General features: G+C 72.3%; 18 protein-coding genes and 1 pseudogene. 13 read left to right on the top strand and 6 right to left on the bottom strand.

The annotated features are described in order from the left end of the window. The first annotated feature begins 1 nt into the window (after nucleotide 1). The 5 genes and pseudogenes from RCO28_RS28410 to RCO28_RS28390 form a co-directional block, all read left to right on the top strand. The gene (locus RCO28_RS28410; RefSeq protein WP_308944134.1) at nucleotides 2–577 is read left to right on the top strand and encodes a TIGR03086 family metal-binding protein; all 576 of its coding nucleotides are present in this window, start codon (nucleotides 2–4) and stop codon (nucleotides 575–577) included. 178 nt (nucleotides 578–755) lie between these two features. Next, nucleotides 756–1,574 (top strand): SigB/SigF/SigG family RNA polymerase sigma factor, encoded by an 819-nt coding sequence (locus RCO28_RS28405; RefSeq protein ID WP_308944133.1) that lies wholly within the window; start codon nucleotides 756–758, stop codon nucleotides 1,572–1,574. A 232-nt stretch (nucleotides 1,575–1,806) separates the two neighbouring features. After that, nucleotides 1,807–2,370, top strand: coding sequence for a hypothetical protein (locus RCO28_RS28400; protein WP_308944132.1), 564 nt, complete (start codon nucleotides 1,807–1,809; stop codon nucleotides 2,368–2,370). Nucleotides 2,371–2,543: 173 nt separating this feature from the next. Further along, a complete protein-coding gene (locus tag RCO28_RS28395; protein ID WP_308944131.1) occupies nucleotides 2,544–3,794 on the top strand; it encodes an aminotransferase class I/II-fold pyridoxal phosphate-dependent enzyme in 1,251 nt (416 codons plus the stop codon). Continuing rightward, nucleotides 3,791–4,957 (top strand): annotated as a pseudogene (locus RCO28_RS28390) (MBL fold metallo-hydrolase); the annotation flags it as partial. The gene RCO28_RS28395 and the pseudogene RCO28_RS28390, both read left to right, overlap by 4 nt. 292 nt (nucleotides 4,958–5,249) lie before the next feature. Here the strand turns inward: RCO28_RS28390 and RCO28_RS28385 are convergent. Both RCO28_RS28385 and RCO28_RS28380 read right to left on the bottom strand, forming a co-directional pair. Then, nucleotides 5,250–5,891, bottom strand: coding sequence for a VTT domain-containing protein (locus tag RCO28_RS28385; protein ID WP_308944130.1), 642 nt, complete (start codon nucleotides 5,889–5,891; stop codon nucleotides 5,250–5,252). Next, on the bottom strand, nucleotides 5,888–6,661 hold the full coding sequence (locus RCO28_RS28380; protein ID WP_308944129.1) for an MBL fold metallo-hydrolase: 774 nt from the start codon (nucleotides 6,659–6,661) through the stop codon (nucleotides 5,888–5,890). Before RCO28_RS28380 ends, RCO28_RS28385 begins: the two co-directional genes overlap by 4 nt. Nucleotides 6,662–6,867: 206 nt before the next feature. On the opposite strand from RCO28_RS28380, the gene RCO28_RS28375 reads away from it, so the two are divergent. From RCO28_RS28375 to dnaK, 8 genes are all read left to right on the top strand, one after another. Next, nucleotides 6,868–7,272 carry a hypothetical protein gene (locus tag RCO28_RS28375; RefSeq protein ID WP_308944128.1) on the top strand — a complete coding sequence of 135 codons (405 nt, stop codon included), beginning with the start codon at nucleotides 6,868–6,870 and terminating at the stop codon, nucleotides 7,270–7,272. Nucleotides 7,273–7,476: 204 nt separating this feature from the next. Beyond that, nucleotides 7,477–9,582: an alkaline phosphatase family protein gene (locus tag RCO28_RS28370; protein ID WP_374991269.1), complete on the top strand. Its 2,106-nt coding sequence runs from the start codon at nucleotides 7,477–7,479 to the stop codon at nucleotides 9,580–9,582. Nucleotides 9,583–9,665: 83 nt separating this feature from the next. Next, a complete protein-coding gene (locus RCO28_RS28365) occupies nucleotides 9,666–11,087 on the top strand; it encodes an amino acid permease (protein WP_308944126.1) in 1,422 nt (473 codons plus the stop codon). A gap of 82 nt (nucleotides 11,088–11,169) precedes the next feature. After that, a complete protein-coding gene (locus tag RCO28_RS28360; RefSeq protein WP_308944125.1) occupies nucleotides 11,170–11,487 on the top strand; it encodes a hypothetical protein in 318 nt (105 codons plus the stop codon). A gap of 21 nt (nucleotides 11,488–11,508) precedes the next feature. After that, nucleotides 11,509–12,192 (top strand): hypothetical protein, encoded by a 684-nt coding sequence (locus RCO28_RS28355; protein ID WP_308944124.1) that lies wholly within the window; start codon nucleotides 11,509–11,511, stop codon nucleotides 12,190–12,192. Between the two features lie 48 nt (nucleotides 12,193–12,240). Further along, nucleotides 12,241–12,786, top strand: a complete 546-nt coding sequence (locus RCO28_RS28350; protein WP_308944123.1) for an FABP family protein — start codon at nucleotides 12,241–12,243, stop codon at nucleotides 12,784–12,786. 109 nt (nucleotides 12,787–12,895) lie between these two features. Further along, entirely contained in the window at nucleotides 12,896–13,333 is a 438-nt protein-coding gene (locus tag RCO28_RS28345) for an OsmC family protein (protein ID WP_308944122.1), read from the top strand. Nucleotides 13,334–13,506: 173 nt separating this feature from the next. Continuing rightward, nucleotides 13,507–15,336 (top strand): molecular chaperone DnaK, encoded by a 1,830-nt coding sequence (gene dnaK / locus RCO28_RS28340; RefSeq protein ID WP_308944121.1) that lies wholly within the window; start codon nucleotides 13,507–13,509, stop codon nucleotides 15,334–15,336. A 3-nt stretch (nucleotides 15,337–15,339) separates the two neighbouring features. On the opposite strand, the gene narI is transcribed toward dnaK, so the two are convergent. The 4 genes from narI to RCO28_RS28320 are packed head-to-tail and all read right to left on the bottom strand — an operon-like array spanning nucleotide 15,340 to nucleotide 21,960. Then, nucleotides 15,340–16,065, bottom strand: coding sequence for a respiratory nitrate reductase subunit gamma (gene narI, locus RCO28_RS28335; protein ID WP_308944120.1), 726 nt, complete (start codon nucleotides 16,063–16,065; stop codon nucleotides 15,340–15,342). Then, the gene (gene narJ, locus RCO28_RS28330) at nucleotides 16,065–16,649 is read right to left on the bottom strand and encodes a nitrate reductase molybdenum cofactor assembly chaperone (protein WP_308944119.1); all 585 of its coding nucleotides are present in this window, start codon (nucleotides 16,647–16,649) and stop codon (nucleotides 16,065–16,067) included. The genes narI and narJ overlap by 1 nt, the downstream gene beginning before the upstream one ends. Continuing rightward, a complete protein-coding gene (gene narH, locus RCO28_RS28325; protein ID WP_308944118.1) occupies nucleotides 16,646–18,256 on the bottom strand; it encodes a nitrate reductase subunit beta in 1,611 nt (536 codons plus the stop codon). Before narH ends, narJ begins: the two co-directional genes overlap by 4 nt. Next, on the bottom strand, nucleotides 18,256–21,960 hold the full coding sequence (locus RCO28_RS28320) for a nitrate reductase subunit alpha (protein ID WP_308944117.1): 3,705 nt from the start codon (nucleotides 21,958–21,960) through the stop codon (nucleotides 18,256–18,258). Before RCO28_RS28320 ends, narH begins: the two co-directional genes overlap by 1 nt. Nucleotides 21,961–22,065: the final 105 nt, after the last annotated feature.

The raw sequence follows: 22,065 nt of genomic DNA, 5'->3' as shown, positions 1-22,065 counted from the left end.
CATGGCACACAGCACACTGCTCGCCCGGCACACCGAGGCCCTCGACGCGTTCACCGACCGGGTGCACAAGGTCGCCGCCGACCAGTGGGACGCGTCCACTCCCTGCACGGAGTGGACGGTCCGCGACCTCGTCAACCACCTCACCGCCGAACAGCTCTGGGTCCCGCACCTCGTACGCGACGGCGCCACGACCGCGTCCATCGGCACGGCCTACGACGGCGACGTGCTCGGCGACGACCCCGTCGCCACCTGGGACGAGGCCGCCGAGGCCGCGCGGGCCGCCTTCGCCGCACCCGGCGCACTCGACGGTACGGTCCACCTCTCGTACGGCCCGTCCTCGGCGTCCCACTACTGCGGCCAGATGGTCACGGACCTCGCCGTCCACGCCTGGGACCTGGCCCGAGGGATCGGCGCCGACGAACAACTCCCGCGCCCCCTGGTCGACTTCGCGGTCCGCGAGGTCTCGCCGTACGCCGCCGACCTCACGAAGAGCGGCCTCTTCGCACCCCCGGTGGAACCGCCCCCGGACGCGGACGTCCAGACGAAACTCCTGTGCCTGCTGGGCCGGAAGCCGTAGCAGTTCGAGCCCCTCCGGATCCTGTGGAGCGGGGTCCGGCCCGGGTTTGCCGAGCACCGACCCGGGCATGCGCCCCCTCTGTGGGAGCCCACGCACCAAGGGTGCGGCAGTCAGCGGCCCCCACGGTGAACGGTCAACCTGCTCAAAGACCCGCACCGACCAGGGAGTTGCAGCTCACATGCGCCCTACCACAGCGGTGAAGCAGCACCCGCACGACGACGCCCCCGACACCTCGGCGGACTTCCGCCGGCTCAGCGAGCTCGACGCGCTGCCCGACCCGTCCAGCAGAGACGAGACCGAGAAGGAGCGGCTGCGCGCGGACATCGTGAGCGCCTGGCTGCCCATGGCCGAGCGGCTCGCCGGACGCTTCCGCAACCGCGGAGAGGCGTACGACGACCTGCGCCAGGTCGCCGCCCTCGGCCTGGTCAAGGCCGTCGACCGGTACGACCCGGACCAGGGCTCCGCCTTCGAGAGCTACGCCGTCCCCACCGTCACCGGTGAGATCAAACGGCACTTCCGTGACCACACCTGGACCCTGCACGTGCCCCGCCGCGTCCAGGACCTGCGCAACCGCGTACGGTTCGCCCGCCAGGAGCTGACCCAGACCGTCTCCGGCCGCGGTCCCACCCTCGCGGAGACCGCGGAGCGCGCCGGCCTCAGCGAGGACGAGGCCCGCACCGGCATCGAGGCGCTGGAGAGCTACTCCGCCCTGTCCCTCGACGCGGAGCTGAACGGCAGCGAGGACGGCTACGCCCTGCGGGACGCGATCGGCTCCGAGGACGCCGCGCTCGACGTCGTCGTCGACCGCGAGGCCGCCAAACCCGAGCTGCGCCGACTGCCCGAGCGGGAGCGGGACATCCTCTACATGCGGTTCTTCGACGACATGACGCAGAGCCATATCGCCGAGGAACTGGGCATCTCCCAGATGCACGTCTCCCGGCTGATCAACCGCTGCTGCGCCCGCGTCCGCGACGGGGCCCGGCAGGACGCGGCCTGAGGGCCCGAAGGACGCGGCCTGACCTGCACGGTCCCTGGGGGGCGTCTCCCGGAGGCGCCCCCCTCACCCGTGCGGCGGCCCCCTGCGCCCGAATGGTGCTAGCGCACGGGCGGTTGAGGAACGGTCAGGTTTCCATGGCTCCACGGCGCGGGACCCTGCGCCCTCAGGTCCTGTCTTCAATCTCCTGTCTGCCTTGCAGGACCTGGCGCAGCCCGCCTGAAGGAGCCCCTGCATGCGTACCGCCCGAGCGCTCGCCGCGGCCGCCCTGGCCTGCGCGGCCGTCGTCACGACCGCCCCCGTCGCCGTCGCGGGGGAGACCGCCGCCGAGGTCAGCCCGCGTACCGTCGCGCCCGGCGGCACCGTGACGATCTCCGTGTCCTGCCCCTCGACCGGAAGCTCCCCCGCGCCAGGCAGCATTGCCGCGAACTCGCAGGCCTTCGCCCGCGGCAGCGTGCGGCTGCACAAGGTCGAGAACGCGTCGATCCCCGGCGTCGGCCCCGCCTACCGCGGCACCGCCCGCATCGCCGACACCAGCGGCTTCACCGGCAGCGGCCCGCACGGCGCGGGCACCCGGTCCGAGTGGACCGTCGACGGTCACTGCCCGCACGACGGCCAGTGGAGCGCGAGCTTCACCGTCTCCCGCACCCAGCACCACAACAGGGGCGTACGCGGCGGCCTCGGCGGCAGCTTCTCCGACTCGCAGACCACGATGCTCACCGGCGGCGTCGTGATCGTCGGAGCTCTGGGCTACGCGTACCACCGCAGCCGCCGCCGGGACCAGGCCCCGCAGGACTGAAGGCCCCACGACCGGCACCCGCCCGTATCACCCGCCCCGTTCGGGGCATGGATACGGGCGGCAGCACGTGTGCTTCCGCCGCGCTGCGGCGCGGCGCGGACGACGGTACGTATGGACGTACGCACCGGCACCAGGACGGGACGACGGGCGCTCACGACTTCGCGGAGGCTGGCATGCGGCGGACGGACCCGGCGGGCCACGGACCCGTCCGCTACGCGCCGCACGCCCCCGAGCCCGGACTGCCCGTGCTGCCCCGCCTCGCCGAGGTCCTGGCCGCCGCGGCGGACCGCGCACCGGCCGAAGTGCCGGGCGGATCGGACGCGTTGCGGGAGGCGGCGAGCGGCTACTGGCGGCGCCGCGGCCTGCCCACCGACCCCGGCCACACCGCCGCCGCGCCCGGCCCGGCCCCGCTGCTGCTCGCCGTGACCGCCGCGCTCGCCGGGGACGTGCTGCTGCCCCGGCCCTGCCCCGCCTGGTGGGCGCCCGCCGCGCGGCTCGTCGGGCGGCGCACCTACTCCGTGGCCACGCCCGCCGAGTGCGGCGGGGTCCCCGACCCGTACGCCCTGCTCGAAACGGTACGCAGAGTGCGGGACGAGGGCGGACGGCCGCGGCTGCTGCTGCTCAGTGTGGCCGACGACCCGACGGCCACGGTGGCGCCGCCCGAAGTGCTGCACGAGACCGTGGAGGCGGCGCTCGGCGAGGGGCTGCACATCGTCTCCGACGAGACCTGGCGCGACACCCTGCACGACCCGCGCGACACCGTCCTCATCAGCCCCGCCGAGATGGCCCCGGCCCACGTCACCGTCCTCACCGACCTCGCGGGCGGGCTCCTGCCCGGCGACTGGCCCGCCGCGATCGCCCGCTTCCCGGCAACCCCCGACGGCGCCGAGCTGCGCGCCCACGCCCTGGACGCGCTCACCGGACTCGGCGCGGTCGTCGCCGCCCCCGTCTCGGCGGCCGCCGCGTACGCCCTCGCCGAGCCCGAGGAGGTCACCGCGCGCCGCACCGCCGCCGTCGCCCTGCACGCGCGCGTGGCCGCCGCCGTGTACCGCCTCGTCCGGGACGCCGGGGCGCTGGTCCGCCCGCCGCAGGCCGGCCGGCACCTGTACGCGGACCTCGACCCGCTGCGGGCCGGGCTCGCCCGGCGCGGGGTCGGCGACGCCATGGAGCTGGAGGACCACCTCACGCAGGCCCTCGGCACCCCGGCCCCCGGCGGCCACCGCTTCGGCGACGACCTGGCCGCCCTGCGCGTACGCCTCTCCGTCGCCCCGCTGCTCGGCCGTACGCCCGCGGAGCGGCTGGAGTCGCTCACCGCACTGGAGCCGCTCGAATTGCCGCACGTACAGGGAGCGTTGAGCATGTTCGCGTCGGCCCTGGACGCGGTCCGGGACGACGCCGCCCCACGAATGGAGCCGCCTCGATGACGCAGCAGTCAGAGTCGACGACATCCCGTCCCGCGACCGATGCCGGTGTCCCCGTAGAGCCCCGACCCAGCCGACCCACCCCCCAGGCGATCCCGCCGATCCAGCCGATCCCGCCGATCCAGCCGAACCCGCCGAACCCGCCGAACCCGCCGAACCCGCCGAACCAGCCGAACGCGCCGATCCAGCCGATACAACCGATTCCGCCGCCGCCGTCACCCCGGCCGCTCGGCGAGGAGCGCCGCTGGCCGCGGAGCTTCGCGGACCGGCTGACCGCTCCGCTGCCCGGTGTGCAGGCCCTCGCCCGCTTCGCGCGCGAGGGAGCGACCCGGCCCGACGCGGAAGGGCTCGCCGGTATCCCCCTGCTGCCCTTCGAGCCGGGACCGCTGCCCCGGCCCACCGCCACCGACATCGCCGTCACCTGGGTCGGGCACGCCAGCTGGGTCGTCGGCATCGGCGGCCTGACCGTGCTCACCGACCCCGTGTGGTCACGGCGCATCCTCGGCATCCCCGCCCGGATCACCCCGGCGGGCGTGGCCTGGGCGGCGCTGCCCCGCGTCGACGCCGTGGTGATCAGCCACAACCACTACGACCACCTGGACGCCCCCACCCTGAAGCGGCTGCCGCGCGGGACACCGCTGTTCGTCCCGGCCGGGCTCGGCGGCTGGTTCCGGCGCCGCCGCTTCCGCTGCGTGACCGAGCTCGACTGGTGGGAGGCGGCCGAACTGGGCGGAGTGCGCTTCGACTTCGTGCCCGCCCACCACTGGTCCAAGCGCACCCTGACCGACACCTGCCGTTCCCTGTGGGGCGGTTGGGTCCTCACCGGTCCCGCCGGTCGCAGGCTGTACTTCGCGGGCGACACGGGCTACGGCCACTGGTTCACCGAGATCGGCCGCCGCCACCCCGGCATCGACCTGGCGCTGCTGCCCATCGGCGCGTACGACCCGCGCTGGTGGCTCAGCGACGTCCACTGCGACCCGGAGGAGGCGGTCCGCGCGGTCACCGACCTCGGCGCCTCCCGCCTTGCCCCGATGCACTGGGCCACGTTCCTGCTCTCCGCCGAGCCGGTCCTCGAACCTCTCACCCGCGTCCGCCGCGCCTGGGCCGAGGCGGGCCACCGCCGCGACGACCTGTGGGACCTGCCGGTGGGGGCTTCGCGGGTGCTGGGCTCGGCGGGGGAGTCGGGCGAGCAGATCGAGTTGGCTCGACGGATCGAGGAGGCCCGGCGGATCGAGGAGGCCCGGCGGATCGAGGAGGCCCGGCGGATCGAGGAGGCCCGGCCAACCAAGCGGGCCAGGCAGGTCGAGCTGACCCAGCCGAACCAGCAGGCCAGGCAGGTCGAGCTGACCGGGCAGAGCCAGCAGGCCAGGCAGGTCGAGCTGACAGAGCAGAACCAGCAGGCACGGCAGAACCAGCAGGACGTGTCGGCCGAGACCCGTGTCGCGGGGGCCTGAGGCCTCAGGCCTCCGAAGCCCGGGCCCGCCGCAGCCGCCTCCACACCGACGGTACGACACTGACCAGGACCGTCAGCGCGACCGCCGCCACCACGCCCTCCCACGGCTCCGGGAAGAGGGAGCCGCCCAGGATCCCGATCACCTGGTACGCGGCGGCCCACGCCAGGCACGCCGGAGCGTTGCCGCGGACGAAGCGGCGCAGCGGCATCTTCGCGAGCAGGCAGGCCAGCATGACCGGGATCCGGCCGGCCGGCACGAGCCGGGAGAGGACCAGGACGGCCACCCCGTGCGCGTCCAGCTTGTCCCGCGCCTGCGTGAGCCGCTCCTCGGGCGCCCGGTCGCGCAGCGCACGCAGCCAGCGCGAGCCGTTCTTCGAGCGCAGTCCGCGCTGCCCGAGCCAGTAAAGCCCGACGTCCCCGAGGAACGCCGCACACGACGCCACCAGGAACACGAACAGCAGCGACAGCGGCGCCGAGTGATGGAACGCCACCACCGCAGCCGAACTGACCAGGGCTCCCGTCGGCACCACCGGCACGAGCGCGCCGATCACCACGAGCAGGAACAGCGACGGATAGCCCACCGCCTGCTGCGTGGACTCCGGCGGCACCTCCGCCGCCAGCTCCAACACCCTTGCGCCGACGCTCACTTGGCGACCTCCGGGCGGACGCTCTCGCCGTGCCCGAGCCGGTGCACCGCCACCTCGGGGGCCAGCCGGGCCGCCAGCCGCGCGAACTCGTCGCCCGGCGCGTGGAATTCATGCGGCCGGACCGCGTCCAGACCGATCGGCCAGTACGTGCCGTAGTGCACCGGCACCGCGGAGCGCGGCGCGATCCGGGACAGGGCCACCGCCGCGCGCCTCGCGTCCAGATGGCCGTGCCCGAGGTACGGGCCCCAGCCGCCGACCGGAAGCAGCGCCACGTCCACCTCGCCCACCTCGTCGGCGAGCGAGTCGAACAGGCCGGTGTCCCCGGCGAAGTACGTACGCGCCTCACCGCTCACCACGAAGCCGAGCGCCGGACAGCGGTGCGGGCCGACCGGCAGCCGCCGCCCGTCGTGCAGCGCGGAGACCGCCCGTACCGTCACGTCACCGACCGGCACCTCGTCACCGGGCGCGACCTCCGTGACCTCCAGGCCGGTCAGGCGGCGCAGCCCCGGGACCGCGGCCGGGGCGCCGCGCGGCACCAACAGGCGCGTGCCGGAAGGGAGTTGGGCCAGGGACGGCAGGTGCAGGTGGTCGGCGTGCAGATGGGAGACGAGCGCGACGTCGGCGGTCCGCGCGGCCGGTGCGGGCACGTCCCCGCGGCGGCGCCGCAGATGCGCGAGGCGGCGGGCGAACAGCGGATCCGTGAGAACCCGCACGCCCGCGTCCTCGACCGTGCACGTGGCATGGCCCCACCAGGTGATCTCCACCGGCACGTACGCCCTCCTTCCGCGCTTGCACGGCACTGCTCCGAGCGTACGGCCAGGGCCTGCCGTTCGGATCTGGCCGGACCCGGTCGGCGGTCACCTGCCGGTTGGGTTGAGCGGGGGCAGATGCGCGTGCCAGCCCCCGCGCCCCCGGCAAGGTCCGAACGGCAGGTCCTGGTAGTAGGGTCGGCGGACATCAGGGACAGGGGGACGGCATGGGTGAGCTGAGGGTGGCGGCCATCGCCAGCCTGACCCCGCTGGAGGAGCTGGACCGGGACCCGTTCCTCGTGGACTCCCGCAGCCAGTACGCCATGTGCGCCCGCTGGGCCGCGGACCGCGGCTACGTGGTGACACGTGAACTGCTCGTGCACCGGCTGCGCACCGACCACCTCAGCCTCTGGGCGGACGTGGAGGCGGGCCTCGTCGACCTGTTCGTGACCCCGAGCCGCCGCGTCCTGGAGCGCGCCCTCGCCTGCGCGGACGACTTCACGCGGGAGTGCGTACGGCGCGGGGTGCGCCTGGAGACGGCGGGCCTCGACGAACCGTCGTACGACGCGGAGATGAAGGCCCGGGTGCATCGCCGTCTCTCGATGCCGACGGCGGGGTACGACGGCTGCTGATCCGGTCCTGCCGGACGGGCCTCCTCAAGCGCCGGAGGGGCTGAAAATCAGCCCCTCCGGCGACCCCGTGGCACGCTGGGACCGGGCCCGGCCCGAGTGTCCCGGGCACCGGAACGTGAGGTGGACGTGGCCGACAGCAAGTGGCGCCAGACCGGGCGGGCCGTGTGGCGGATCGGCGCCGTCTGGGCGGTCAGTACCGTCACGATGCTGGTCCTCGCCGGGCTCCTGCCGGAGTTCCGGCTGCAGTCCGAGAGCGGCGACAGCGCCACCCGGATCGGCATCACCGCGGCCATCGGCGCCGGAGTCTTCGGTCTGCTGACCGCCCTTGTGTGGCCGCTCGTCGTCCGCGCGCTGCTGCTCGTGCCCGCCCTGGTCCTCGGCCTGCTGGTGTTCTTCCTCAACGGCTCGCTGCTGCTCGTCGCGCTCAGCCTGATCCCGGACGGGCGCGGCGAGTCCGACCCGCAGACCGCCGTGGTCGTGGCCGCCGTGATGTCCGCTGTGGCCTCGGCGACGTCCACCGCGCTCGCCGTCCGCGACGACACCGCGTACCGCCGCAGGCTCTACCGCCTCGCCGACCGGCGCCGCCGCCGGGCCGTCGCGGTCGCCGGGCCACGCACCCCCGCCACCGTCTTCCTGCAACTGGACGGAGTCGGCCACGACGTGCTGCGGGACGCCGTCGCCGAGGGCCTGATGCCGACCGTCGCGGCCCTGCTCGCCGAACGCCCAGGAGAGCCCCCCAGCCACCGCCTCACCCCCTGGCGCACCGACTGGTCCAGCCAGACCGGCGCCAGCCAGCTCGGCATCCTGCACGGCAGCAACCACGACGTGCCCGCCTTCCGCTGGTTCGAGAAGGAGCACGGCGAGGTGGTGGTCTGCAACCGGCCCGCGAGCGCCGCCGAACTGCAGCGCCGCGCCGTCGCCCGCACCGGCGACGCGGGCCTGCTCACCGTCGACGGCGCCAGCCGCGGCAACCTCTTCAGCGGCGGAGCCGACCAGCTCGCCCTGGTCCTCTCGGTCGCCGCCCGCCGGGGCCGCGCCAACCGGTCCCGCGCCGGGTACTTCGCGTACTTCTCCGACCCGGCGAACGCCGTCCGCACCGCCATGTCCTTCGTCGCCGAGGTGATCCGCGAGATCGCCCAGTCGACCCGCGCCCGGCTGCGCCGCACCCGCCCCCGGGTGAGCCGCGGCGGCCTCTACCCGTTCATCCGGGCCTTCGCGACCGTCGTCGAACGGGACGTCGTCGTCGCCGCGGTGATAGGGGACATGCTCGCCGGACGCAGCGCCGTCTACGCGGACCTGGTGGCGTACGACGAGGTGGCGCACCACTCCGGGCCGCGCAGCCGGGACGCCGAGCAGGTCCTGGTCCGCCTCGACCGCTCGCTCGCGCTGCTCGCCAAGGTCGCCGAGCACGCGCCGCGCCAGTACCGCATCGTGCTCCTGTCCGACCACGGCCAGAGCCCGGGCGAGACGTTCCGCGCCCGCTACGGGCTGACCCTCGGCGACCTGGTGCGGGCCGGCTGCGGGCTGCCCGTGCCGCGCCGCGCCCGGCGCACCCGCAGCGGCGCGGAGGCGCGCGCCGCGGTGCTCGCCGCGCTGCACCGGCCGGTGGAGGAGGGCGGCGAGCAGCGCAGGCCCGCGAAGCGCCGTGAGCCCGTCGTCCTGGCCTCCGGCAACCTCGGCCTGGTCTCCTTCCCCGACGTGCGCGGCCGGATGACCCGTGAGCAGATCGACCGCCGCCACCCCGCGCTCCTGCCCACCCTCGCCAACCACCCGGGCATCGGCTTCCTGCTGGTCCGCAGCGAGGAGCACGGCCCGCTGGTGCTCGGCGCGCGCGGCGCGGAGATCCGCCTCGACGAGCTCTCCGACGACCCGGATCCGGCCCAACTCCCCGAGCCCCTGCGGGAGTTCGGCCCGGCGGCGGTCGCGGCCGTACGCCGCACGGACGGCTTCCCGCACGTCGCGGACATCATGGTCAACTCCTCGTACGAGCCGTCCGGCGAGGGCTCCGGCGACGGGGAGGTGCTGGCCTTCGAGGAGCAGATCGGCTCGCACGGGGGTCTCGGTGGCGCCCAGGGCCGGCCCTTCCTGCTCTCCCCGTACACGCTCTCGCCGCCGGTCGGGGACGGGGCGGAGCTGGTCGGCGCCGAGCAGGTGCACCGGGTCCTTCGCCGCTGGCTGCGGGAAGCGGCGGACGGACCGCAGGTGCCTCTGGGCGGGGTGCCCGGGGGTACGGAGAATCCGCGCCCGGCCGAACCCGTGGAAGAACATTTTGCGGCCGGCGACCACGCCGTGGAGGACAAAACCCACTGATTTGGTGCAGCGTTCAACGTGCCCGACCATAGCCGTCGCCCGGCGATCCCGGGCCCCCAGCACGACGAGAGGCGCACCACCCCATGCACGACACCGGACCCGCATCGACGCCGGCTCCGGCAGACCGAGGCGAGGCCGCTGCCATCGAGCAGCGCGGCGAACTGGGCAAGCACGCCCGCCGCTTCGGACTCCCCATCGCCACCTGCCTGGTCATGGGCAACATCATCGGCGGCGGCATCTTCCGCCTCCCGCACGACGTCGCCGCCTACGGCACCATCAGCCTCGTCGCCTTCGTGGTGCTCACGCTCGGCGCGATCGCCCTGGCCCTGGTCTTCGGCCGGCTCGCGCAGCGCGACCCGCGCACCGGCGGCCCGTACGTCTACGCCCGCGAGGCCTTCGGTGACTTCGCCGGATTCCTCGCGGCCTGGTCGTACTGGATCACCTCCTGGGTCTCCAACGCCGCGCTCGCCGTGGGCGCCGTCGGCTACCTCAACCTGCTGATCGACCTCGACGGCCACTGGTGGACGATGTGCCTGGCCGCGCTCGTCGTCCAGTGGCTGCCCGGACTCGCCAACCTCGCGGGCACGCGGTACGTCGGCGCGGTCCAACTCGTCGCGACCGTACTGAAGTTCGCGCCGCTGCTGCTCGTCGCCGTCGGCGGTCTGTTCTTCTTCGACGCCGACAACCTCGGGCCGTTCCAGGCCGACCCGGACGCGAGCCCCGTCGGCGCCGTCTCGGCCGCGGCTGCGCTGCTGCTCTTCAGCTACCTCGGCGTGGAGTCCGCCGCCGTCAGCGCCGGTGAGGTGCGCGACCCCCGGCGCAACGTCGGCCGCGCCACCATCCTCGGCGTGCTCGGCGCCGCATTCGTGTACCTGCTCGGCACGCTCGCCGTCTTCGGCACCGTCCCGCACGAGCGGCTCATCGCCAGCGAGGCCCCGTTCTCCGACGCCGTGAACGCGATGTTCGGCGGCACCTGGGGCGGCACGCTCGTCGCCGTCGCCGCGGTGATCTCCATCCTCGGCGCACTCAACGGCTGGACGCTGCTGAGCGCCCAGGCCCCGTTCGCGGCGGCCAAGGACGGCCTGTTCCCGACCGTCTTCCTGAAGAAGCAGCGCGGCGTCCCCACGGCCGGTGTGGTGATCACGGTCATCCTCGCCTCGCTGCTCACGGTCTACAACTACGCCTCCGGCGGCGGCAACGGCGACGCGGAGGTCTTCACGCTCCTCGTCACCGTCACGACCTTCATGGCCACCGTCCCCTACCTCCTCGCCACCGCCGCCCAGATCTACTACCTGATCTCCGGCCGGCGCGACCGCGTCCACCGCTCCCGCCTCATCCGCGACTCGGTCGTCTCCGCGATCGCCTGCGGCTTCTCCCTGTGGCTGGTCGGCGGCGCGGGCTACGCGGCGGTCTACCAGGGCGTGATCTTCCTCTTCATCGGCGTTGTGGTGTACGCGGTGATGTCGGCCCGCAAGAAGAAGGCGGAGCGGGCCCAAGAGACCTGAGCACAGGGCCGGTTGCGGGGCTCGTACGAAGGCCGCCTAGGGTCGTACGGTCCCGCCGCCCGCGCCGAACTCAGGAGCACCCTTGTCCCGGAAGACCAGCCCGCAGGATTCGCCTACGACGTCGGCTGCGGGGGAGCGGCGGACCGGCACTCCGTTCAGTCAAGGGGAGCTGGCCCTCTGGATCGTCGGCGCCCTCGGCTCCGCGCTCCTCGTGTCCGCCTCGGTCGTGCAACACCGCTTCCTGTGGCTCACGGGGATCAACGCGCTCGCCGTCTACGGCGGAATGTTCGTCCTGCTCAACGCCCTGCGCCTGGGGCACCGTCGGCTGGCCCGAGGCTGCCGGATCGTGCCCGTGATCACGATGGTGCTCAGCACGGTCGCCGTGGCACTGCCCGGTTAGGGCGCCCGTAGGCTTCCCGCCATGTCCACGTCACCCCCACAGCCCGGCTCCGCGCCGACGGCCACTCTCGTCCGGAACCGCTCGAAACACGTGCGCGGGGCGGTGATCTACGGGAGCTGCCTGGTCGCCATCGCCGTGGTCATCGCCGTCTTGTGCGTGGCGGCCGCGACCGGGGTCATCGGAGAACGCTCCGGCCCTCTGTGGCTGTCAGGTCTGTTCTTCTCCGCCATGCTCGGCTGGCCGGGCGTCCACCTCGTCCGCCTCGCCCGCAAGCGGATGCGCAGCTTCATCCGTGTCGACGGCGAGGGGCTCGCGCTGCACAACAGCCGCGGCGGACGCGGCATCATCGCCTGGGCCGACCTCGAGGCGGTAGCCGTGCAGTGGAGCCCCGCCGACGAGCGGGAGCCGTCGGTCACGTCCCTCGAACTGTGCCCGCGCGGCGAGATCGACCGGGACGCCCCGGACCTCTGGTTCCTGGTCAGGGACGAGGAGCCGCTGCGGCCGGATCTGCAGCGGCTGCGCTACCAGATCTCCGCCGCCAAGGGCGAGTTCACGGACACCCTGGTCGCAGCGGCACGGCAGCACGCCCCCACGGACCTGTGGCTCGGCGAGTTCGAGCGCGCGCCCGGGTACGTGGGCAGCGCCGACCACGAGGGGCACCGCCGCCGTACGGAACAGGTCCAGGCAGAGTCCAGGTCGGCCTAGGCTTCCCCCGACCAGCCGCCGCCCGACGAACCCCAGGAGTGCAGCCCCGTGTTCGAACCCGCCCCGGAGTACCCGTACGCCGAAAGCCTCGAAGCCGACGGAACGCCCGCCCCGCACCCCCTCCTCACGCCCGTGCTCGGTCTCCTTGGGGAGTGGCGGGGGCGCGGGGAGGGCGAGTACCCGACGCTCGACGGGGACTTCGCGTACGCGCAGGAGGTGCGGTTCAGCCACGACGGCCGCCCGTTCCTCCGGTACGAGGCACGGGCCTGGCTGCTCGGCGAGGACGATGTGCCGCTGCGCCCGGCCGCCCGGGAGAGCGGCTGGTGGCGGCTGCAGCCGGACGGGCGCGTCGAGGCGCTGATCACGCAGCCCACCGGCATCGCGGAGATCGCGGTCGGCCAGGCCGCCGAAGGCGCGGTCGACCTCGCCACGCACCAGGTGGCGACCACCCCCACGGCCAAGCACGTCGAGGCCACCCGCCGCCGCTACACCCTGACCGCCCCCGACACCCTCACGTTCGTGCACGACATGGCGGCGGTCGGCCGGCCCCTCCAACACCACCTCGCGGCCCGGCTGCGGCGCGCCAAGGGTTGACCGGCGGGGGCGTGTCCTGTTCGTGCGGAGTGTCCCGAGGCGTCCCGTGTGGTCGGATGGGAGAGGCGCTTACGCAGCGCTCGCACCGTCCGTACAGGAAGGAACCGTCGTGGCCACGATGCGCACCGCGCACACCGTCTGGGAAGGCAACCTGCTGGAGGGCTCCGGCAAGGTCGCGCTCGACTCGTCCGGGATCGGGCAGTACCCGGTGTCCTGGCCCTCCCGTGCCGAGGAGCCGAACGGGAAGACCAGCCCCGAGGAGCTGATCGCCGCCGCCCACTCCAGCTGCTTCTCGATGGCACTCTCCGGCGGGCTGGCGAAGGCCGGGACGCCGCCCACCAAGCTCGTCACGCAGGCCGAGGTCACGTTCCAGCCGGGTGAGGGCATCACCGGCATCCTGCTGATCGTCGAGGGCGCCGTACCCGGACTCGACGAGGCCGGGTTCGTCAAGGCCGCCGAGGACGCCAAGAAGAACTGCCCGGTCAGCCAGGCGCTCACCGGCACGGACATCGCGCTCCGGGCCACCCTCGCCGCCCCCGCCCCCTGAGCCGCCGCACCCCTCGTATCCCTGCCGCCGTCCGGTGCACGTGTCCGGGCGGCGGCAGCGGCGTGTCCGGGGCGCTCGCATACGTCGCCGGATCGGGGCATTGACATAACGGCACTCAAGTTTTGTGCTGGAGGGAGAGAAGCGAGCGATGCGGGGCCCGGAAGGGGACGGACATGGCACGTGCGGTCGGGATCGATCTCGGTACGACGAACAGCGTGGTCGCGGTCCTCGAAGGCGGTGAGCCCACCGTCGTCGCCAATGCCGAGGGCGCGCGCACCACTCCCTCGGTCGTGGCCTTCGCGAAGAACGGTGACGTTCTGGTCGGCGAGGTCGCCAAGCGGCAGGCCGTGACCAACGTGGAGCGCACGGCACGCTCCATGAAACGCCACATGGGCGAGGCGGACTGGCGCTTCCCGCAGCAGGGCGCGGTCGACGGCAACCGGTTCACCCCGCAGGAGCTGTCGGCGCGCGTGCTGCAGAAGCTGAAGCGGGACGCCGAGGCGTACCTGGGCGAGAACGTCACCGACGCCGTCGTCACCGTGCCTGCCTACTTCGACGACCACCAGCGCCAGGCCACCAAGGAGGCCGGGGAGATCGCCGGACTCAACGTCCTGCGGATCATCAACGAGCCCACGTCCGCCGCCCTCGCGTACGGCCTCGACCGGGGTGACGAGCAGACGGTGCTGGTCTTCGACCTCGGCGGCGGCACCTTCGACGTCTCGCTCCTGGAGATCGGCGACGGCGTCATCGAGGTCAAGGCCACCAACGGCGACACCCACCTCGGCGGCGACGACTGGGACCAGCGGATCGTCGACCATCTCGTACGGCAGTTCAAGAACGCCAACGGCATCGACCTCGGCCAGGACAAGATGGCCGTGCAGCGGCTCCGCGAGGCCGCCGAGAAGGCGAAGATCGAGCTGTCATCGGCCGGTGAGACGCAGGTGAACCTGCCGTACGTGACCGCTTCCGACGCCGGTCCGCTGCATCTGGAGGAGAAGCTGACGCGTCCTCAGTTCCAGGAGCTGACCGCCGAGTTGCTGGAGCGCTGCAAGGCGCCCTTCCACCAGGCCGTCAAGGACGCCGGGATCAAACTGGCCGACGTCGACCACGTCATCCTCGTCGGCGGCTCCACGCGCATGCCCGCCGTCACGGAGCTCGTCAAGGAGCTGACCGGGAAGGAGCCGCACAAGGGCGTCAACCCGGACGAGGTCGTGGCGGTCGGCGCGGCGCTGCAGGCGGGTGTGATCCGGGGCGACGTGAAGGACGTGCTGCTGCTCGACGTGACGCCGCTGTCCCTCGGCATCGAGACCAAGGGCGGCATCATGACGAAGCTGATCGAGCGCAACACCACGATCCCCACGCGCCGTTCGGAGGTCTTCACGACCGCCGCCGACAACCAGCCGTCCGTCGGCATCCAGGTCTTCCAGGGCGAGCGGGAGATCGCCGCGTACAACAAGAAGCTCGGCGTCTTCGACCTCACCGGGCTGCCGCCCGCGCCGCGCGGGGTGCCGCAGGTCGAGGTGACGTTCGACATCGACGCCGACGGGATCATGCACGTCTCCGCTAAGGACCTCGCCACCGGGCGCGAGCAGAAGATGACCGTGACCGGCGGATCGGCGCTCCCCAAGGACGACATCGACCGCATGATGCGGGACGCCGAGCAGTACGCGGACGAGGACCGTCGCCGCCGCGAGGCCGCCGAGACGCACAACGATGCTGAGCAACTCGCTTACCAGACCGAGCGGTTCCTGCACGAGAACGAGCAGCGCGTACCGCCCGAGACCCGCGAGGAGGTGACCTCGGCCCTCACCGAGCTGAAGTCCCTGCTCGACGCGTCGGACACGTCACCCGACACGCTCCGCGCCGCCACCGACAAGCTGTCCGCCGCGGCCCAGCGGATGGGGCAGGCGATGTACGCGGCGCCTCAGGAGCAGCCACGGGAGCAGTCGCCGGAGGGCGAGGATGTGGTGGACGCCGAGGTCGTGGACGAAGAGAAGCGCTGATTCCTACAGCTTGCTCTTCTCCCAGCCGCGCCGTTCCGGCCGTGCCCCCAGCTGCTTCTCGTCGCGCGAGCGGTACACCACGTACGGGCGGAACAGGTACTGGACCGGTGCGCTGAACATATGGATCAGGCGGGTGAACGGGACCAGGGCGATCAGGAGCATGCCGACCACCGCGTGGATCTGGTACAGGACCGGGACCCCGACCATCCGGTCGATGTCCGGCTGCAGCGTGAACAGGCTGCGGACCCACGGCGCGATGGTCTGGCGGTAGTCGTAGCCCTCGCTCACCGACGAGTGGGCGAGCTTGGCCCACATGCCGAGGACGATCGCCGCGAGCAGGACCAGGTACATCACCTTGTCGTTGGCGGTCGTCGCCTTGAACACCGGGGCGTTGGTGCGGCGCCGGTAAAGCAGCAGCGCGATGCCGAGCACCGCGAGCACGCCCGCCGCCGTGCCGCCGTACAGCGACATCAGGTGGTACGTGTGCTCGTTGAGGCCGACGTTGTCCGTCCACCGCTCCGGCACGAACAGGCCCATCAGATGGCCGACGAGCACGAACAGGATGCCGTAGTGGAACACCGGCGAGGCCACGTTCAGGAGCTTCGACTCGTACACCTGGGACGAGCGGGTGGTCCAGCCGAACTTGTCGTAGCGGAACCGCCAGATCGTGCCCGCGACCAGCAGGACGACCGCGATGTACGGCAGGGCGCCCCACAGCAACGTCTTCATCAGAGCCCTCCGGTACGGGTGAACGGTTCGAGGCCGACCTCCTCGCGTGGCGGGCCGGAGCGGGCGAGCGCCCGTGCCTCCGCGCGGTCCTTGGGGGAGGGGCCGGGCAGCGTGCCGCAGACGGCGTCGAGGACCGTCGCGTACGGCGTGCCGTGGTCGGTCAGGGCGAGCCGCAGCAGCTCCAGGCCCGCCCGGTGCTCCTCCAGGAGGACCGGGCCCGCCTGCGCGGAGAACTCCAGGACCGCCGGGAGGAAGTCGGGAAGCTCCTCGCCGGTGAAGTCCAGGCCGTGCGCCCGGTACGTCTCCTTGAAGCCGACCAGCGTCATACCGCGCCGGCGCGTGTCCCCGTCCCGCCACCAACTCAGGTACAGGGAGTGCCGGTTCTTGAAGTCGAAGACCTGGACGTAGTGCGCGGCGAGTTCGCGGCGCCCGGTGGACTCCGCGTAGGTGAGGAACGGGTCGAGGGCGGGCGGGGCCGCGGCGCGCAGGAGCGGCAGCCGCTCGTGGAACGCGTCGTCGGGGTAGGCGAGGCAGAGCGCCGCCGCCTGGTGGATCAGGGCGTGCTCGGGGCGGACCTGGCTCACTGCTGCTCCCGTACGTCTTCGGGCTCGTCGTCGGAGGTCTGGCGTTTGCGGGCGGCGTGGAAGTTCTCGATGGTCACGAGGGGGAGTTGCTTCTGGCCGGAGTCCTGGCCGAAGGGGCCGTCGCCGCCCATGCCGGGGCCGTCCGCGTGGTCGAGCGAGCAGGCTTCCGGTACCGCCGACTCCTCCAGGCGCCGGGCGTCGCCGACGGCCGCGGTGGGGATGACGTAGCGGTCCTCGTACTTGGCGATGGCGAGGAGCCGGTACATCTCCTCGATCTCGGGACCGTCCATGCCGACGGACTCGGCGATCTCCCGGCCCGGCCGCTCGCCCAGGTTGACGGCCCGCATGTGGGAGCGCATCGCCGCCAGCTTGTTCAGGGACGCGCGGACCGGCTCCACGTCACCCGCCGTGAAGATCTCCGCGAGGTATTCGAGGGGGATGCGCAGCGTGTCGATCGCGCCGAACAGGTTGTCCGCGTCCTCCCCGTCGTGCCCGGTCTCGGTGAGCGCGTCCACCACCGGGGAGAGCGGCGGAATGTACCAGACCATCGGCATGGTGCGGTACTCCGGGTGCAGCGGGAGCGCCACCTTGTACCTGCTGATCAGCGCGTGCACGGGGGAGCGCCGCGCCGCCTCCACCCAGTCGTACGGGATCCCGGCCCGCTCGGCCGCCTGCCGCACCTCGGCGTCCTCCGGGTCGAGGAACACCCCCAACTGGGCCTGGTACAGGGCCTGTTCGTCCTTGGTGGAGGCGGCCTCGGTCACCTTGTCGGCGTCGTACAGGATCACCCCGAGGTAGCGCAGCCGGCCCACGCAGGTCTCGGAGCAGACGGTGGGCAGGCCCACCTCCAGGCGCGGGTAGCAGAGCGTGCACTTCTCGGCCTTGCCGGTGGCGTGGTTGAAGTACACCTTCTTGTACGGGCAGCCCGTCACGCACTTGCGCCAGCCCCGGCAGCCGTCCTGGTCGACGAGGACGATGCCGTCCTCCGCCCGCTTGTACATCGCGCCGGACGGGCAGGACGAGACGCAGGACGGGTTGAGGCAGTGCTCGCAGATCCGCGGCAGATAGAACATGAAGGTCTGTTCGAACGCGAACTTCACCTTTTCCGCGGCCTGTTGGCGCACCTTCGCCACCATCGGGTCCAGGTAGCCGTGCTCGGTGACGCCGCCCAGGTTGTCGTCCCAGTTCGAGGACCACTCGACCTTCATCGGCTTGCCGTCGATCAGCGAGCGCGGCTCCGCCACCGGGTAGTCGTCGCCGAGCGGGGCGTCGGTGAGGTTCTTGTAGTCGTACGTCCAGGGCTCGTAGTAGTCCTTGATCTCCGGCAGCTTCGGGTTGGAGAAGATGCCGAGGAGCGACTTGATGCGGCCGCCGTTCTTCAGCTTCAGGGCGCCGCGCTTGTTGAGTTCCCAGCCGCCGCGCCACTTCTCCTGGTCCTCGTACCGGCGCGGATAGCCCTGGCCCGGGCGGGTCTCGACGTTGTTGAACCAGACGTACTCCATGCCGTTGCGGTTGGTCCACGCCTGCTTGCAGGTGACCGAGCAGGTGTGGCAGCCGATGCACTTGTCGAGGTTCATGACCATCGCGATCTGGGCCATCGGGCGCATCAGTACTGGACCTCCTGGTTGCGGCGGCGGATGACGGTGACCTCGTCGCGCTGGTTGCCCGTCGGGCCCAAGTAGTTGAAGGCCCAGGAGAGTTGGGCGTATCCGCCGATGAGGTGGCTCGGCTTCATCAGGACGCGGGTCAGGGAGTTGTGGATGCCGCCGCGTTTGCCGGTGGTCTCCGCCCTCGGGACGTTCACCGTGCGCTCCTGGGCGTGGTGCATGTAGACCGTGCCCTCGGGCATGCGGTGCGAGACGATCGCGCGGGCCACGACCACGCCGTTGCGGTTGACCGCCTCGATCCAGTCGTTGTCCGCCACCCCGATCGCGGCGGCGTCCTGCGGGGACATCCAGATGCACTGCCCGCCCCGGGACAGCGACAGCATGAACAGGTTGTCCTGGTACTCGGAGTGGATCGACCATTTGTTGTGCGGGGTGAGATAGCGGACGGTGACCTGCTTCTGCCCGTCGGGCCCCAACTCCGGTTCCCCGAAGAGGCGGTTCATGTCGAGCGGCGGCCGGTACACGGGCAGCGACTCGCCGAGCTCGTGCATCCAGTCGTGGTCCAGGAAGAAGTGCTGCCGCCCGGTCAGCGTGTGCCAGGGCTTCAGGTGCTCGGTGTTGAGGGTGAACGCGGTGTAGCGGCGCCCGCCCGACTCGCTGCCCGACCACTCCGGCGACGTGATCACCGGTACGGGCGCGGCCTGCGTGTCCGCGTACGTGATGCGCTTGCCCTCCGCCTCCGCCGCCAGGTGGGCCATCTCCTGGCCCGTGCGCTTCTCCAGGGTGTGGAACCCCTGGGTGGCGAGGCGGCCGTTGGTGGTGCCGGAAAGGGCGAGGATGGTGTTGCAGGCCTTCACCGCGGTGTCCAGGAGCGGCCGCCCGTCGGCGGGCCCGCCGCGCACCCGCCCGTTGCGCTCGCCCAGGTCCTCCACCTCCTGGTCGGGGCGGAGCGCGATGCCCTTCGCGGGCAGGCCCAGCTCCTCGACCAGCGGCCCGAGCGCGGCGAACTTGTCGCCGATCGCCGTGTAGTCCCGCTCCACGACGGTCAGGTTCGGCATGGTCTTCCCCGGCACCGGCTCGCAGTCGCCGCGTTTCCAGTCCCGTACGACACCGCCCGGTTGGGCCGTCTCGCCCGGGGTGTCGTGCTGAAGGGCGGTGGCCACCAGGTCCTTGCGGACACCGAGGTGCGGGGCCGCCAACTCGCTGAGTTTCCGGGCGAGTCCGAGGAACGTGTCGAAGTCGGTACGCGCCTGCCAGGGCGGGTCGACGGCCGGGGTGAAGGAGTGCACGTACGGGTGCATGTCCGTGGACGACAGGTCGTGCTTCTCGTACCAGGTGGCGGCGGGCAGGACGACATCGCTCAGGAGCGTGGACGAGGTCTGCCGGAAGTCCAGGGAGAGCAGCAGGTCGAGCTTTCCCTCCGGGGCCTCCTCGTGCCACGTCACATCGCGCGGGCGCTCCTCGGGCGCGGCCTCCTCGGCGCGCAGCGAGGACTGGGTGCCAAGCAGATGCTTGGTGAAGTACTCGGCGCCCTTCGCGGACGAGCCGAGCAGATTGGCCCGCCACAGGGTCAGTACGCGCGGCCAGTTCTCCGGCGCGTCCGGGTCCTCGCAGGCGAACTTCAGCGAGCCGTCCTTGAGTTGGGCCAGCGTGCCGTCGACGCCCTGCTCGCCGAGGTCGAGGGAGTTGCGGTCGAACGTGGGGTACGACGGCATCCAGCCGAGCCGGGCCGACTGGGCCAGGCAGTCCGCGCCCGTCATGCCGTCGAAGCGGCCCTCGCCGAGGGGGGACGCGAGCACGTCGGCGGCGAAGCGGTCGTAGCGCCACTGGTCGGTGTTGAGGAACCAGTACGCGGCGCCGATCATCTGGCGCGGCGGCCGCGACCAGTCGCCCGCGCCCGCGAGCGTCGCCCAGCCCGTGACCGGACGGCACTTCTCCTGCCCGACGTAGTGCGCCCAGCCGCCGCCGTTGCGGCCCTGGCAGCCGGTCAGGGTGAGCAGCGCGAGGAAGCCGCGGTAGATCGTCTCGGAGTGGAACCAGTGGTTGGTGCCCGCGCCCATCAGGATCATGCAGCGCCCGCGCGACTGCTCCGCGGTCCGCGCGAACTCCCGGGCGATCTTCACGGCCTTCGCCGCCGGCACCGAGGTGTGCGCCTCCTGCCAGCCGGGCGTGCCGGGCTGCGAGGCGTCCTCGTACGACTCGGGCCACGCGCCGGGCAGTCCCTCGCGGCCCACCCCGTACTGGGCGAGCAGCAGGTCGAAGACCGTCGTGACCAGCGGTCCTTCCTGGCCGCCGAGCCGGGTCGCCGGAACGCCACGGCCGAGCACCTCGCCGCGCCCCTGGCCGTGCGCGCCGCCGTCCGTGTCGAAGCGCGGCAGCAGCACCTCGACGCCGGTCGCGAAGTCCTGCCCGTGCAGGGAGAGTTGCGGCGAGATCGAGCCCAGCTGCAGATTCCACTTGCCCGTGCCGGACTCGGTCCAGCGGAAGCCCAACGAGCCGTTGGGGACTGCCGGTTGACCGGTGTTCGCGTCCAGGACGACGGTCTTCCACTCGCCGCCCTCGCCGTCGTCGCCCAGGTCCGAGGAGCGCAGGAACTTGTCCGGGACGTAGGAGCCGTCCTTCTCCTTGAGCGTCACCAGGAACGGCAGGTCCGTGAACTTGCGGACGTAGTCGTCGAAGAACTCCGTCTTCCGGTCGACGAAGAACTCCTTGAGGATCACGTGTCCCATCGCGATCGCCAGGGCGCCGTCCGTGCCGGGGTGCGGGTGCAGCCACTCGTCGGCGAACTTCGCGTTGTCCGCGTAGTCCGGCGCGACGACCACGACTTTCTGGCCGCGGTAGCGCGCCTCGGCCATCCAGTGCGCGTCCGGCGTCCGTGTCACCGGGACGTTCGAGCCCCACATCATCAGATAGGCGGCGTCCCACCAGTCCCCGGACTCCGGTACGTCGGTCTGGTCGCCGAACACCTGCGGCGAGGCCACGGGGAGGTCCGCGTACCAGTCGTAGAACGACAGCATCGGCGCGCCGATCAGCGAGTGGAAACGGGCGCCCGCCGCGTGCGACACCATCGACATCGCCGGAATCGGCGAGAACCCGGCGATCCGGTCGGGGCCGTATTTCTTGATCGTGTGGACGTGTGCCGCCGCGACGATCTCAAGCGCCTCGTCCCACGTCGCCCGCACCAACCCGCCCTTGCCGCGCGCCACTTGGTACGTACGCCGCCGCTCCGGGTCGTCCTGGATGTCCGCCCAGGCGAGCACCGGGTCCTTCCACCGCTGCTTCGCCTCGCGGTACAGATCGAGCAGCACGCCACGGATGTACGGGTAGCGCACGCGCGTCGGCGAGTACGTGTACCAGGAGAACGCGGCGCCGCGCGGGCAGCCGCGCGGCTCGTACTCGGGGCGGTCCGGGCCGACCGACGGATAGTCCGTCTGCTGGGTCTCCCACGTGATGATGCCGTCCTTGACGTACACCTTCCAACGGCAGGAACCCGTGCAGTTCACGCCGTGCGTGGAGTTCACCACCTTGTCGTGGCTCCACCGGTCCCGGTAGAACGCGTCGGCCTGCCGCCCGCCCGACAGCTCGATGCTGTGCAGGTCGGGCGCCGCCTTGCCGCGCCGGAAGAACTTCCCGGCGCGCAGCAGCGCGGCGCCCGGTTCCGTCACTTGGTCGGTCACCGCAGAGCTCCCTCGGACGTGGGCCATCGCCTCCGGCGAACGTAAGCGCGATAAGGGGCCGCTACATCTTTGCGGGGGCCGTCCGGGGCGGCCCGTGCGCGGCCCGGGGCTCGGGGCCCTTACCTGGGACGT

Source organism: Streptomyces sp. LHD-70 (assembly GCF_031157275.1).
Classification (GTDB): Bacteria; Actinomycetota; Actinomycetes; order Streptomycetales; family Streptomycetaceae; genus Streptomyces.
The sequence above is the reverse complement of the archived record's forward strand: the minus strand, read 5'-3'. Positions and strand labels throughout refer to the sequence as shown.